The organism is Litorisediminivivens sp. KMU-197 (genome assembly GCF_056858395.1).
The window spans coordinates 310,076-323,041 of record NZ_JBXEQG010000002.1 but is presented as its reverse complement, the minus strand read 5'-3'; the positions used below and the strand labels follow the sequence as shown (position 1 = coordinate 323,041).

Here is a 12,966-nt window from a genome sequence, read left to right as displayed (position 1 = left end):
CTTTTTTCTCTACCCTTATACACAGGCTCATCCGCAAAATTTCACTCACGGAGCGGAGCAATGGGCCCACATTATTGGAAGGGCAATTGATGTTTTACAAGGACGAACGGCTCGCGCTGTTCATCGACGGATCCAATCTCTACGCTGCTGCTAAGGCACTCGGGTTCGACATAGACTACAAACTTCTTCGACAGGAATTCGTGCGGCGAGGTAAGCTTTTGCGTGCCTTCTACTACACGGCCCTGCTCGAGAACGAAGAGTACTCTCCGATCCGGCCCTTGGTCGACTGGCTTCATTACAATGGGTTTACCATGGTGACCAAGCCGGCCAAGGAATACACGGACAGCCAGGGTCGTCGCAAAGTCAAAGGCAACATGGATATCGAACTTACTGTCGATGCCATGGAACTGGCACCGCGCATCGACCATATCGTACTGTTTTCAGGCGATGGCGACTTCCGGCCTCTGGTCGAAAGCCTCCAGCGTCAGGGTGTCCGGGTTTCGGTCGTGTCGACCATACGCAGCCAACCGCCGATGATCGCCGATGAATTGCGCCGTCAGGCCGACAATTTCATTGAACTGGACGGATTGCGCGAGGTGATCGGAAGACCACCGCGCGAAAACCAGGAACCGCGCGCCGCACAGGCGGTCAGCGGCTGATCGCTCGGCGACGCCACGATATTGGGTGAACTCGGTCCACTGTTCGCGCTGTTCGCAGCGGCCTTTGGTGCGGCCACCATCCTGCCATTCCAGTCGGAGATCGTCTTCGTCGGAATGCAACTGGCCGGCACCGCGCCGGTCGCCTCGCTGGTCATATGGGCCAGCGTAGGAAATGTGCTGGGCGCATGCGTCAACTATGTGTTGGGCCGGTCGGCGGCGCATCTGGAGGGCCGCCGCTGGTTCCCGGTATCGCGCCGCCAGATGGTACGTGCCGAAGGCTGGTACGCGCGCTGGGGTGTCTGGACCCTGCTGCTGAGCTGGGCACCGCTCGGCGATGCCTTCACCGTGATTGCGGGCGTGATGCGGACGCCGCTGTGGCTGTTTCTTGTCCTGGTGACGCTGGCCAAGACCGGGCGCTACCTGGTGCTGGCCTGGGCGACGGCGCAGGTGTGAACCGCCCGCATCCCGGACCTGATCCGGGACCTCCGCCGCCGCACTGGGAGTGCGGCGGCGAACCGGAGCGCGGAGCATTCAGGCGTTACTGCGATGCTTCGTACTGACGGTTCATCTGATTGTGCCGCGCGATGATCTCCTCCGGCCACTGCGCCTTGATAAAGGCCATCACGGCGAGGATCTCCTCGTCGCTCAGCACATCGCCGAAGCCTGCCATATCGGATTGCACGGCGCCGCCGGTCACCGTCTCGGTGCCCAGTTTCGTGATAGCGAAAAGCTGCGCATCCGGGTGATGCCATGTATGGCCGGTCTCGTCATGCGGCGGCGCGCGATACGAACCGTCGTCGTTGCGCCCGCGCCAGTCGTCCTCGCCTTCGAGATCCGCGCCGTGGCAGGCCGCGCAATTGTCGGCATAAAGCGTCGCGCCCTGCGCAACCGCCTCGGCGTCCCAATAGGGAAAGAGTCCCGCCGCATCCTCGGGGCGCTCTCCGGCAGTGGCCTGCACCGCAAGAACCGTCATCGCCGCCGTCATCGTCAGTCTGTTCACTGTAGTCTCCTTGGTTTTTGCCCGCCTTCCAGCCTTCCAGCAGGGTAAGGTCAAGTCACCCCCGCGTGACCACGCGCCTCACTGGACGCGGCGGCGCAAAGGCATTACCTCACGCACAAAGCCGGAGGCCCATCATGTCCGAACACCCGCCCCTTACCCTTTATCTAGCCGCGCCGCGCGGGTTCTGCGCCGGCGTCGACCGCGCCATCAAGATCGTCGAGATGGCGCTGCAGAAATGGGGCGCGCCGGTCTACGTGCGCCATGAGATCGTGCACAACAAATACGTGGTGGACGATCTGAAGGGCAAGGGCGCGGTCTTCGTCGAAGAGCTTGAAGAATGCCCCGGCGACCGTCCCGTGATCTTTTCGGCCCACGGTGTGCCGAAGTCGGTACCCGAAGCGGCGCAGGCGCGCGAGATGGTCTTTGTCGACGCCACCTGTCCGCTGGTTTCCAAGGTGCATATCGAGGCGCAGCGTCACGCCGACAATGGCCTCCAGATGATCATGATCGGTCACGCCGGCCACCCCGAGACCGTGGGCACCATGGGCCAGTTGCCGGAGGGCGAGGTGCTGCTGGTCGAAACCGTGGACGACGTGGCAAAGGTCGACGTGCGTGACCCCGATGCCCTGGCATTCGTCACCCAGACAACGCTGTCGGTCGACGATACGGCGGATATCGTGGCGGCGCTGAAGCGGCGCTTTCCGGCGATCGTCGGTCCGCACAAGGAAGACATTTGCTACGCCACCACCAACCGGCAGGAGGCCGTCAAGGCCATGGCCGCCAAATGCGACGCCATGCTGGTTGTGGGCGCGCCGAACTCGTCCAACTCGAAGCGTCTGGTCGAAGTCGGCCGCCGTGCCGGCTGCGACTACGCGCAACTGGTGCAACGCGCCACCGACATCGACTGGCGGGCGCTTGAGGGTATCCGTTCGGTCGGCATCACCGCCGGGGCCTCGGCCCCCGAGGTGTTGGTGAACGAGGTGATCGACGCCTTCCGCGCCCGGTTCGACGTGACCGTGGAGCAGGTGGAGACGGCACAGGAAAACGTCGAGTTCAAGGTGCCCCGTGTGCTGCGCCAGCCAGCCTGACGGACTGGATCGCGGCAGGTAGCCTGTCCCGGCGCGACGGAGCATCAAAGGGTCAGGCGGCGATGACCGACAGCCGCCCCGGGGCTGATCCCCTAAAAATCCGGATATGAAGTGCTCTGCGTCAATCCGGCGCTCCAATCCTGGTTCTCCGTCGAAATAGGCAAACCCGCGCTTGCAACCCCGCGCGCCCTTTGCGATGTGGCAGCATCCGCCGCCACCCGAGGACACAGCCATGCCCGCGCTCTTTGCCTATACCGACGGCGCCTGCTCCGGAAATCCCGGCCCGGGGGGCTGGGGCGCGCTGTTGCAGGCCAAGGATGGCGAGACCGTGGTGCGCGAACGCGAACTGAGCGGCGGCGAGGCCCAGACCACCAACAACCGCATGGAATTGCTGGCGGCGATCCATGCGCTTGAAGCGCTGGAGCGGGCGTCGAAGATCACCGTGGTGACCGACAGCGCCTATGTGAAAAACGGTGTCACCGGTTGGATCCACGGCTGGAAACGCAACGGCTGGAAGACCTCGGCTAAGAAGCCGGTCAAGAACGTGGAGCTCTGGCAGCGGCTCGACGCGGCGCAGGACCGGCATGATGTGACCTGGGAATGGGTCAAGGGCCATGCCGGTCACCCCGAGAACGAGCGCGCGGATGAATTGGCCCGCGCCGGAATGGCGCCCTTCAAGGTCAAATCGTGAAAGCGGGCGCCATGCAAAAGGGCTGCGGATGCTGCTGACGCTTCTGGATTACGCTTCGGTGATCGTCTTTGCCCTGACCGGCGCGCTGGCGGCCTCGCGGGCGCAGCTGGACATCGTGGGGTTCTGCTTCCTGGCCTGCCTGACGGCGGTGGGCGGCGGCACGGTGCGCGACCTTCTGCTGGACCGCAACCCGGTGTTCTGGATCGGCAATGCCGGTTTCATCCTTGCCGCCTGTGCCGCTGCGGTGCTGGTGTTCTTCACCGCGCATCTGGTCGAAAGCCGTATCAAGCTGCTGGTCTGGCTCGACAGCTTCGCGCTGGCCGTGGCGGTGGCAGCCGGGACCGGCGTCGCGCTGGTGCTGGGCTATCCGCCGCTGATCGTGCTGCTGATGGGGGTGACGACCGGATGCCTCGGCGGGTTGCTGCGCGACGTGGTGGTCAACGACGTGCCTGTGGTGCTGCGGCAGGGGGAGCTCTACGCCACGGCAGCGCTTGCCGGGGCCGCCTCGGCCCTGCTGCTGGATTCGGCAGGGGTGGTGGAAGACCTCAGCCTGCTCGGCTGCGCCGCGACGACCTGGGTGCTGCGTGCGGGAAGCCTGCGGTTCGGTTGGAAGCTGCCGGTCTATCGCAGCACGCCACCGCGAGAGAAGTGAGGGCGCGAGGTTCGGGAGCCGGACCTCGGTGACAGATTGCGGGGCGGATTACCCCTGCACGCTCTCGGCGCGAAAGGCGTCCGGCACCGTATCGCGCCCGTCCAGCACCAGATCGGCCATCACTTCGCCCACCAATGGCGCCATACCGAAACCGATCTTGAAACCGCCATTGGCGATGAAGGCGCCGTGACGCAGCGGATGCGGCCCCAGCACCGGCGCGCGGCTCCGTGATCGTGGCCGCACCCCCGCCCAGCGCGCGATCACCTCTGCGCCGCGCAGTACCGGGAACGCCGCCATCGCCCGCTCGAGCACCGCATCAAGCTGCGCGTCCACTGCGACCGGGTCCTCATAGTCGCGCTCGGACGTCGATCCCACCGCCACTGTCCCGTCGCCATGCGGCACGATGTGCAAAGCATCGGCGAAAAGCTGCGGTCTCTGCGCTGCATCAAAGCGCAGCAGGGCCGCCTGCCCCTTCACCCCGTTGCCCAGCATCCGCCCTGCGGCGCGACTCATCGCCTCGAGATCATGCACACCCGTCGCCCAGACCACCGCGCCCTCGTCCGCCCCCTCGGTCACGATCTCGGCTCCTCTGGCCGCGCAGGCCGCGACCAGCGCGGTGCAGGCGCGACGGGGGTGGATGCGGGCGGTCAGGCTGTCGTGGATGAGCAGGCCGGTCGGGGACGGCGGCGCCCAATCGCCATGATCTGCGCTGTCCACAACCCTCCATGTGGCTTCGCCCTGCCACAGCGTCCGTGCCGAGACCGCGCGTTGACGTGCGAGGTCAACCGCATGACCGTCGGCCAGCGGCTGCAACCGACCCGAGCGCAGATAGCCGGGGTCGCGCCCGCCGGCCTCTGCAACCTCGCCCCAGAAGGTCTCTGCCATGACCAGCGAGCGGAACTGGAAGTCTTTCTTTTCGTTCCAGTTCTCCGGCACGTGCGGCGCCAGAGCGCCGACGATGCCGCCCGAGGCGCCAGCCCCCGGGCCATGCGGATCGATCACCCGCACCGAGGCGCCGCGCCGGGCGCAGGCCCAGGCCACCGAGAGGCCGAAGACCCCTGCCCCGCGCACTGTGACGTCGACCATTGCAAAGCCCCTCCAACGGGATTACCCCTCGGTCAAACCCTTACGGCAGGCTTCGATGACAGACCAGAGCGCAGAGCTGGAATGGCGCGACGGGCGCGTTCCTGTCTCGACCCGGTTCGACGATCCCTATTACTCGCTAGACAATGGGCTGGACGAGACGCGGCACGTGTTTCTGGCCGGCAACGGGCTGCCGGACCGGTTTACCGACGGGTTCCATGTTGCCGAGCTGGGGTTCGGGACCGGGTTGAACCTGCTGACGGCGCTGCAGGCGTTTCGGCAGGCGGGCGTGCCGGGCAAGTTGCGCTTCACCACCTTCGAAGCCTTCCCGATGGCGGCCGAGGACATGATCACGGCGCAGGCGGCTTTTCCCGAGATCGCCGGGATCGCGGGCGACCTGCATGGCTTCTGGCAGCGCCGCGATACAGCCTTCGAGACCGATGACCTGATATTCACCCTGATTCCGGGCGACGCGCGCGAGACTTTGCCAGAATGGCAAGGCAAGGCGGATGCTTGGTTTCTCGACGGGTTTTCCCCTGCCAGGAACCCCGAGCTTTGGGGCGAGGACCTGATGACCGAGGTCGCCCGCCACACCGCGTCGGGCGGCACCGCGGCGACCTATACCGCCGCCGGTCATGTGCGCCGCGCGCTTCAGGCCGCAGGCTTCACTGTCACCCGCGCGCCGGGGTTCGGACGCAAACGCCACATGACGACGGCGGTGCTGTGATGCGCAATGACACGGTCCTTGGCATCTGGCTGATGGTCGCCACCACACTGGTCTTCGCCGTTCAGGACGCGCTGAGCCGGCATCTTGCGGCGGAATATAACGTCTTCATGGTGGTGATGATCCGCTATTGGTTCTTCGCCGCCTTCGTCATCGCAATCTCGGTGCGTAAGGCCGGCGGATTGCGCGACGTGGCCCGCACCGGCCAGCCGCTGGTGCAGGGCTTCCGCGGTATCCTGCTGGCCTCCGAGATCTGCGTCATGGTGCTGGCCTTCACCTACCTCGGGCTGGTCGAGAGCCACGCGATCTTCGTCAGCTACCCGCTGCTGGTGGCCGCCCTGTCAGGGCCGATATTGGGCGAGAAGGTCGGCTGGCGGCGCTGGCTGGCGATCGGCGTCGGCTTCGTAGGGGTGATGATCATCATCGATCCGGGTGCCGGGGTGTTTTCGGTCTATGCGCTGATACCGCTGTTGGCGGCGGCGATGTTTGCGCTCTACGGGTTGCTGACACGGTACGTGGCGCGGCTGGACAAGGCCGAAACCTCGTTCTTCTGGACCGGCACGGTGGGTTGCGTCTGGATGACCGCCATCGGTGTCTGGTTCTGGGAACCGATGATCCTGCCCGACTGGGGCTGGATGGCGGCGCTCTGCCTGACCGGGGCGGGCGGTCACTGGCTGCTGATCAAGTGCTACGAGGTGGCAGAGGCCAGTTCGGTGCAGCCCTTCGCGTATCTGCAGATGCCATTTGCCTCGGCCATGGGAATCCTGATCTTTGGTGAAAGCCTGCGGGTCACGGTGGTGTTCGGCGCGGCCCTGATCGTGGGGGCCGGGCTGTTCACCCTCTGGCGAGAACGGCAGAAGCGGCGGGGCGGGGTCTCGGTCGCGGATTGAGCTGACCTGTTGGTCTGAAGTGCATGTTCTCTGTCGCCCACCCTGCGCGGACTCAAGGCCGAAGGCCGCCGCGTAATCGCCGACCTCAGGCGAGACCGAACGTGCGCCGCAAGACAGCAGCAGCCATGCCCTCTGTCACCGCGGCTTTACCTCTTTGTCGGCAACAAGGTCGAACCCACCAGCTCTTCAGAGAACGGCACCGGGTGCGGCTCCTTGCCCAGACGGGCGCGGTAGACCGGCAGGCTCTCGGATACACGCATCACGTAGTTGCGGGTCTCGTTGAAGGGAATGGTCTCGATCCAGTCGACCACGTCGATCTGACCGCGCCGCGGGTCGCCGTAACTGCGCATCCACGACCGGGGACGACCGGGACCGGCGTTGTAGCCCGCCGACATCATCACCACGTTGCCGTCGAAATCCTCGGCCAGTCCGCGCAGGTAATCGGCGCCGAGCCGCGAATTGTAGACCCAGCTGCTGGTAAGCTGCCCCTCGTTGTAAGCAAGTCCCATCCGTCGCGCGACGATCTTGGCAGTTCCCGGCATTACCTGCATCAGCCCACGCGCGCCGGCATGGCTGACAACGGTGGGGTCGAACTCGCTTTCGCGTCGGGCGATGGCCAGCACCATCTCCTTGGGGATCGGCTGGGCACGGGCGGCGACGGGATGAAGCGCGTAGTAGGGTGCGGCAATTTCCTCGCCGGCCTGCGCGGCGCGCTTGCCCAGCATGACGCCGATGTTGGGCTGACCGAGATCGTCAAGCATCTTTCCCATCATGCGCAGGCTTTCTGTATCCTGACTTTCGGCGAGGTGGGTCCAGAAGCGCTCGGCAAGCCAATCCTCGCCCGAGGCCAGCAGCATCAGGGCGGCCTCGTGCACCCTGGAATTGGTGAACTTGGCCTTGCGCCAGTTACCCGCCGGATGCGGCAGCGCCAGGTCCGCGTCAAAGGGCAGTCCGCCGCGCTCGGCCGCAAGCAACCCGTAGAAACTGGTTTGGTAATCGGCGCCCAGCGCATAGCCTTTCTGCGCCTCGGCGGTATTGCCGGCGGCTTCGTGCGCGCGGCCAATCCAATACCCGGCGCGGCCCATCGAGATCGGGGTATAGACGTCCTCGCGGAAGCGTTCGAAATGCGCCAGCGCCTTCAGCGGGTCCTTCTGGAACCGCAGTGCAAGATAGCCGGACAGCCACTCGAGTTCGGCGAAGTCACGGCCGGTGGTGGTAAAATGGGTCGAGGCAATGCGGTACGCGAGATCGGTCTTGCCCGCGCGCATGGCCCGATGCGCCATGGTGTGACGGCGGTCTGCCCAATATTCCGGCTCGCCTAGTGCTTCGGCACTGGACGAGCGTTCCAGCAGCAGCTCGGTGGCACCGTCGGTCAGACCCTTCTGCATCCGCCACTCGTACCTCTCATAGGCAAGGCCCGGGTGGTCGCGCAGGCTGGCCGGAACCGCGGCGATCAGAGGATCCGGGTTGCCTTGGCGCGCACGCAGGGCGAGGCGGGCCTCGGCAAGCTTCTTCCAGCCGTCCGAGACCAGCGGCAGCATCCGGGTCGCGTTGATTGCCCAGCCCTGCCAGAGTGCATAGTCCAGCCGCGCCTCGTGATGGGACTTCAGCAGGCTGCCATACTTGGCGAGAAAGGCACTCTGTTCGGCATCCGACAGGGCCAACGTACGCCAGGCCAGCACCGCGGTCGCCTGCGCCGCGCCATCCTCGCCGCTGGCAGAAAGCGCATCGGCATAGGCCAGCGCGCCAGTGCCGGTTTCGGGCACGTGATCGCCGAAGAACGTCAGCCGTTCCTCGACCGAGCCGGCCACCATGGTGCCTTCGCTTTTTTCGCGCAGGTAGGCTAGGCCGGGCCAATCGCCGCTGCGGCGCAGGAAGCCCATCACATCGCCGGGGCTGCCGCTGCCGCCGCGCAGGAAATGCCACATGATGATGTCGCGGGCGACCGAACCCTCCGGACCGGCAACGCGAAAGGCATCTTCCCAAAGCCCGTCACGCATCAGCGCCAACGCCGCCGTCAGGCCCGCGTCGGCAGGCGGCACTTCGGAATCGAGGCGTTCGGTCAGCAGGCCCTGCGGCCGCGCCTTGGGACGGGCGTCGGCCAGCGGCGGTTCCGGTTCCACGGCAGGGTCCGTGGCCTCCACCTCTTCCTCGTCGACCACGGCGGCGGCCGTTCGGTCGTCTTCTGTTTCGCCAGTCGCCCGCAGCCTGGGCCGGGGCGAGGAGGTCAGATCTTCGGCGATACCGGACCCGGTGCTGGTTTGTGCAGAGACAGGACCAGCGCCGATCAGCAGCAGGCAAAGGAGGACACGCATCATCACTTGCAATTTCTAGTCTTAAGAGGAATAGACACGAGCCAGAAGATAACCCACCGCCCACTGCATTCAACTCACGATGCCGATAGTGGCGACAACATTCGCGGCCCCCGTGCCGCGGCCACGCGAAGAAAGGAGCGTCACCATGTTCAAAGGGTCCCTGCCTGCCCTGGTCACGCCGTTCAAGGACGGTGCGATCGATCTGGAGACGCTGAGAAAGCTGGTTGACTGGCATGTCGATCAGGGCAGCTCGGGCCTCGTGCCCGTGGGCACGACGGGCGAGAGCCCGACGCTTACCCACGCCGAGCACGAGCAGGTGGTGACCGAAGTCGTCAAGGCCGCTGCCGGCCGCATCCCGGTAATTGCCGGGGCCGGATCGAACAACACCACCGAAGCGATTCGGCTGGCGCGTCACGCCAAGGAGGTCGGGGCGGCCGCCGCGCTGGTGGTGACGCCCTATTACAACAAGCCGACGCAGGCCGGACTGATCGCGCATTTCACCGCCATCCACGAAGCCGTCGACCTGCCGGTGATCATCTACAACATTCCGCCGCGCTCGGTGGTCGACATGACCCCGGCCACCATGGGTGAATTGGCCAAGCTGAAGAACATCATCGGCGTCAAGGACGCGACTGGCGATCTGGCCCGTGTCTCGGCCCAGCGGATTACCTGCGGCACCGACTTCGTGCAGCTTTCCGGCGAGGATGGCACCGCGCACGGGTTCAACGCCCAGGGCGGGGTTGGCTGCATCTCGGTCACCGCCAACGTGGCGCCGAAGCTCTGTGCCGAGGTGCAGGCGGCCTGTCAGGCGGGCGACTTCGCCAAGGCGCTGTCGGTGCAGGACCGGCTGATGCCGCTGCACCAAGCGATTTTCGCCGAACCGGGACTTTGCGGGGCGAAATACGCGATGTCGAAGCTGGGGCTTTGCGGTGAAGAGATCCGCCTGCCGCTGCTGCCGGTGAGCCAACCGGTCCGCGACAGGATCGACGCCGGGCTGCGTCACGCGGGACTGCTGAACTAGGCGGCGACCGCCCCCCCGAATGCTCCTTCGGCTATGTTGCCGAAGTCAGGCCCGGACGCAGGTGATGCGCTGGGCCGAGTTCATTGCGGGTTACTGGGAGGGTTCGGCTTCCAGGCCTTCCGGCTGGCCGACGACGACAAAGTGCAGGTTCTCGGGTTTCATCAGTTCCGAGGCGACGCGGTTTATTTCTTCCACCGTCAGCGCCTCGACCATGGAATTGCGGTTTATCACATATTCGGTGCCCAGACCGTCCATCTGCATGCCGACAAGGATATTGGCGATCGGGCCGTTGCCGTCGAAGCGCAGAGGATAGGCCCCCGTCAGATAGGTCTTGGTGGTCTCCAGTTCCTCGGACGTCACGCCCTCTTCCGCCATCCTGGCCCATTCGGCGCGGATCACGTCGATAGCCTCGGCGACACGGTCGTTGGCCGATGCGACCGAGCCCATCATCAGTTCTGCATTGTCCTTGGGCACGAGGTAGGAATAGACGCCATACGTCAGCCCACGCTTTTCGCGCACTTCCTCCATCAGTCGGCTCTGACGGCCCGATCCACCGAACATGTCGTTCATCACATATGCCGCCAGGAAGTCGGGATGATCGCGCTCAAGCCCCTGATGGCCGAATATCACCACCGATTGCGGTGTGTCGAAGGGCACGACGGTCAGCCCGCCTTCGAGAAGCCAAGGGGCATCCTCGGGCAGCGGCGCGCCGGTTTCGGGCAAATCGCCCAGCAGGGTGTCGAGCAACTCGGAAAGCTCTTCCGCAGAGATGTCGCCGACGGCGCTGACATAGACCCGGTCACGCGCAAAGGCCGCCGTGTGCGCCGCCACGATATCCTCGCGCGTCAGGGCGCGAACGGTTTCTGCGGTACCTTGCAAAGGTGTCGCATAGGGGTGGTCGCCGAAGGCCAACTTGTCGAACGTGCGCCCGGCGATCTTGTCCGGGTCGGTCTGATCCGACGCGATGCCCGAAAGCACCTGACCCCGCACCCGGTCGAGCGCCACCTGGTTGAAGGCCGGTTCGACCAGCGCGCCGCGCAGCAGCGCCATCGCCTCGTCGGTGGTATCGGTGAGGAACTTCGCCGAAATAGCGATGCTGTCGTCATAGGTGGAGTAGGAGAACGAGGCCGCCAGTTCCTCGGTGGCGCGGGCGAAGGCGCGGGCGTCCATGTCGCCGGTGCCTTCTTCGAGCAGCCCGGTCATCAGGTTGGTCGCGCCGCGCTTGTCCGGTGCATCCAGCGATCCGCCACCTTTGAAGCGAAGCTCCAGCGCGACAATCGGGATCGAGGGTTCCTCGACCAGCCAGGCGTCGATGCCCCCGGGGGTGGTGATTTCCTGTATCTCGATCTCGGCGCGAACCGGAAGCGCCGTCAGGATCAACGCCGCTGCGGCATAAAGGAACGGTTTCATTGGGTCACCTCCTGCGGGCGGGTCAGCCAACTGGTGACGCTGGCTTTTTCGTCGAACACTGCGCGCGCGGCGGCAAGGATGTCGGCTTCGGTCACTGCGGCCAGCACGTCCGGCCAGGCATGGATGTCATCGACCGTCAGGCCCGAGGCCAGCGACCTGCCGTAGAGGTTGGCTAGTTGCTCGACATTGTCACGGGCATAAATCCGTGCGGCTTCGGCCTGCCGCTTGATGCGGGCCAGCTGATCGGGATCGACGCCTTCCTCAAGGAATTCCGCCACCGCAATATCGAGCGCCTCTTCGGCCTGCTCGAGACTGACCCCGTCCGCCGGCACAACCACCAGCGAGAACGTGGTGTCGTCCAGCGACACACCCTTGTAGGAGGCGCCTGCATAGACCGCCATCTTGCTTTCGAACTGCAGCTTCTCGTTCAGGACCGAGGTCTGCCCGCCGCCGAGCACGTCGGCCAGCAAGGTCAAGGCAGCCGCCTTTTCCTGCGCGCCGGGATCACGTTCCGGCGCAAGATACGAGCGGATGGCATAGGGCTGCGACACACGCGGATCTTCGAACACGAGCCGGCGGGCCGCGGTCTGGGGCGGCTCCTGCGGGCGGTCGCGCGGCTCAAGCTCGGGATTGGCGGGCAAGGGGCCATAGTGTTCGCGCGCCAGATCCATGACCTCATCGGGCTGCACGTCGCCGGCCACCACAAGGATGGCATTGTTGGGGGCGTAATAGGTGTGGTAATAGTCCAGCGCGGCCTCGAGATCGAGGCCCTCCATCTCGTGCTTCCAGCCGATGATCGGTACGCCGTACCGATGGTTGTGGTATTGCGCCGCCCACGACTGTTCGCGCATCAGGGCGCCGGGGTCGTTCTCGGTGCGCATGTTGCGTTCCTCGATGATGACCTCGCGCTCGGTGCGGATTTCCTCTTCCCCGAGTTGAAGGTTGACCATCCGGTCGGCCTCCATCTGCATCATGAGCCCCAGCCGGTCGGCGGCGACGCGCTGGTAATAGCCCGTGTAATCGAAGCTGGTGAAGGCATTATCCGAACCACCATTCGCGGCCACCACGCGGCTGAATTCGCCGGGCTCCAGCGTTTCGGTGCCCTGAAACAGCAGGTGTTCCAAGAAATGCGCCACACCCGAGACGCCGGGCTTTTCGTCAGCGCTGCCTGCGCGATACCACAGCATGTGGACGACGACAGGGGCGCGGTGATCTTCGATGATCACCACCTCCATGCCATTGTCGAGCCTGTCGGTGGTTACCTGATCCTCGATCGACGTCTCGGCCGCCAGGGTGCTGGCGCTCAGCAACCCCAGGCCAAGCACAATGGGGCGAAGAAATCGCATGGGTCCGAAAAGGGCGGGTCCGCTCATCTGGCTCTCCTGACGTGGCATGCGCGTAACCTTGGTTCACGCTGGCAATAGTTCAAGCGA

13 protein-coding genes are annotated in these 12,966 nt (G+C 65.2%); 8 read left to right on the top strand and 5 right to left on the bottom strand.

Translation table 11 applies throughout. The features are described 5' to 3' along the window. Window positions 1–89: 89 nt before the first annotated feature. Both AC04PT_RS06445 and AC04PT_RS06440 read left to right on the top strand, forming a co-directional pair. The gene (locus AC04PT_RS06445) at window positions 90–659 is read left to right on the top strand and encodes a LabA-like NYN domain-containing protein (protein ID WP_482872777.1); all 570 of its coding nucleotides are present in this window, start codon (window positions 90–92) and stop codon (window positions 657–659) included. 18 nt (window positions 660–677) lie between these two features. Further along, the gene (locus tag AC04PT_RS06440) at window positions 678–1,112 is read left to right on the top strand and encodes a YqaA family protein (RefSeq protein WP_482873080.1); all 435 of its coding nucleotides are present in this window, start codon (window positions 678–680) and stop codon (window positions 1,110–1,112) included. An 85-nt stretch (window positions 1,113–1,197) separates the two neighbouring features. On the opposite strand, the gene AC04PT_RS06435 is transcribed toward AC04PT_RS06440, so the two are convergent. Next, on the bottom strand, window positions 1,198–1,659 hold the full coding sequence (locus AC04PT_RS06435; RefSeq protein ID WP_482872776.1) for a c-type cytochrome: 462 nt from the start codon (window positions 1,657–1,659) through the stop codon (window positions 1,198–1,200). 134 nt (window positions 1,660–1,793) lie between these two features. Between AC04PT_RS06435 and ispH the strand changes: the two genes are divergently transcribed. From ispH to AC04PT_RS06420, 3 genes are all read left to right on the top strand, one after another. Continuing rightward, the gene (gene ispH, locus AC04PT_RS06430) at window positions 1,794–2,747 is read left to right on the top strand and encodes a 4-hydroxy-3-methylbut-2-enyl diphosphate reductase (protein ID WP_482872775.1); all 954 of its coding nucleotides are present in this window, start codon (window positions 1,794–1,796) and stop codon (window positions 2,745–2,747) included. Window positions 2,748–2,979: 232 nt separating this feature from the next. Then, on the top strand, window positions 2,980–3,438 hold the full coding sequence (gene rnhA, locus AC04PT_RS06425; protein ID WP_482872774.1) for a ribonuclease HI: 459 nt from the start codon (window positions 2,980–2,982) through the stop codon (window positions 3,436–3,438). A gap of 28 nt (window positions 3,439–3,466) precedes the next feature. Further along, window positions 3,467–4,090, top strand: a complete 624-nt coding sequence (locus AC04PT_RS06420; protein WP_482872773.1) for a trimeric intracellular cation channel family protein — start codon at window positions 3,467–3,469, stop codon at window positions 4,088–4,090. Between the two features lie 48 nt (window positions 4,091–4,138). Here AC04PT_RS06420 and AC04PT_RS06415 read toward each other — a convergent pair whose 3' ends face one another. Continuing rightward, window positions 4,139–5,176 (bottom strand): NAD(P)/FAD-dependent oxidoreductase, encoded by a 1,038-nt coding sequence (locus AC04PT_RS06415; RefSeq protein ID WP_482872772.1) that lies wholly within the window; start codon window positions 5,174–5,176, stop codon window positions 4,139–4,141. Between the two features lie 55 nt (window positions 5,177–5,231). Between AC04PT_RS06415 and mnmC2 the strand changes: the two genes are divergently transcribed. Both mnmC2 and AC04PT_RS06405 read left to right on the top strand, forming a co-directional pair. Beyond that, a complete protein-coding gene (mnmC2, locus tag AC04PT_RS06410) occupies window positions 5,232–5,900 on the top strand; it encodes a tRNA (5-methylaminomethyl-2-thiouridine)(34)-methyltransferase MnmC2 (RefSeq protein WP_482872770.1) in 669 nt (222 codons plus the stop codon). Continuing rightward, the gene (locus AC04PT_RS06405) at window positions 5,900–6,787 is read left to right on the top strand and encodes a DMT family transporter (protein WP_482872768.1); all 888 of its coding nucleotides are present in this window, start codon (window positions 5,900–5,902) and stop codon (window positions 6,785–6,787) included. Before mnmC2 ends, AC04PT_RS06405 begins: the two co-directional genes overlap by 1 nt. Window positions 6,788–6,933: 146 nt before the next feature. Here AC04PT_RS06405 and AC04PT_RS06400 read toward each other — a convergent pair whose 3' ends face one another. Beyond that, the gene (locus AC04PT_RS06400; protein WP_482872767.1) at window positions 6,934–9,102 is read right to left on the bottom strand and encodes a lytic transglycosylase domain-containing protein; all 2,169 of its coding nucleotides are present in this window, start codon (window positions 9,100–9,102) and stop codon (window positions 6,934–6,936) included. Window positions 9,103–9,247: 145 nt separating this feature from the next. On the opposite strand from AC04PT_RS06400, the gene dapA reads away from it, so the two are divergent. Beyond that, on the top strand, window positions 9,248–10,123 hold the full coding sequence (dapA, locus tag AC04PT_RS06395; protein ID WP_482872766.1) for a 4-hydroxy-tetrahydrodipicolinate synthase: 876 nt from the start codon (window positions 9,248–9,250) through the stop codon (window positions 10,121–10,123). Between the two features lie 90 nt (window positions 10,124–10,213). Here the strand turns inward: dapA and AC04PT_RS06390 are convergent, their stop codons facing one another. Continuing rightward, entirely contained in the window at window positions 10,214–11,533 is a 1,320-nt protein-coding gene (locus AC04PT_RS06390; protein WP_482872765.1) for a M16 family metallopeptidase, read from the bottom strand. Continuing rightward, window positions 11,530–12,906 carry a M16 family metallopeptidase gene (locus AC04PT_RS06385; protein WP_482872764.1) on the bottom strand — a complete coding sequence of 459 codons (1,377 nt, stop codon included), beginning with the start codon at window positions 12,904–12,906 and terminating at the stop codon, window positions 11,530–11,532. Before AC04PT_RS06385 ends, AC04PT_RS06390 begins: the two co-directional genes overlap by 4 nt. Window positions 12,907–12,966 lie beyond the last annotated feature (60 nt).

What these genes read in the sequence shown, in the direction of transcription:
- AC04PT_RS06390 (WP_482872765.1), bottom strand. Translation starts at nt 11,533, where the DNA reads ATGAAACCGTTCCTTTATGCCGCAGCGGCGTTGATCCTGACGGCGCTT.
- AC04PT_RS06415 (WP_482872772.1), bottom strand. Translation starts at nt 5,176, where the DNA reads ATGGTCGACGTCACAGTGCGCGGGGCAGGGGTCTTCGGCCTCTCGGTG.
- AC04PT_RS06400 (WP_482872767.1), bottom strand. Translation starts at nt 9,102, where the DNA reads ATGCGTGTCCTCCTTTGCCTGCTGCTGATCGGCGCTGGTCCTGTCTCT.
- mnmC2 (WP_482872770.1), top strand. Translation starts at nt 5,232, where the DNA reads ATGACAGACCAGAGCGCAGAGCTGGAATGGCGCGACGGGCGCGTTCCT.
- ispH (WP_482872775.1), top strand. Translation starts at nt 1,794, where the DNA reads ATGTCCGAACACCCGCCCCTTACCCTTTATCTAGCCGCGCCGCGCGGG.
- AC04PT_RS06445 (WP_482872777.1), top strand. Translation starts at nt 90, where the DNA reads ATGTTTTACAAGGACGAACGGCTCGCGCTGTTCATCGACGGATCCAAT.
- dapA (WP_482872766.1), top strand. Translation starts at nt 9,248, where the DNA reads ATGTTCAAAGGGTCCCTGCCTGCCCTGGTCACGCCGTTCAAGGACGGT.
- AC04PT_RS06420 (WP_482872773.1), top strand. Translation starts at nt 3,467, where the DNA reads ATGCTGCTGACGCTTCTGGATTACGCTTCGGTGATCGTCTTTGCCCTG.
- AC04PT_RS06385 (WP_482872764.1), bottom strand. Translation starts at nt 12,906, where the DNA reads ATGAGCGGACCCGCCCTTTTCGGACCCATGCGATTTCTTCGCCCCATT.
- AC04PT_RS06405 (WP_482872768.1), top strand. Translation starts at nt 5,900, where the DNA reads ATGCGCAATGACACGGTCCTTGGCATCTGGCTGATGGTCGCCACCACA.
- rnhA (WP_482872774.1), top strand. Translation starts at nt 2,980, where the DNA reads ATGCCCGCGCTCTTTGCCTATACCGACGGCGCCTGCTCCGGAAATCCC.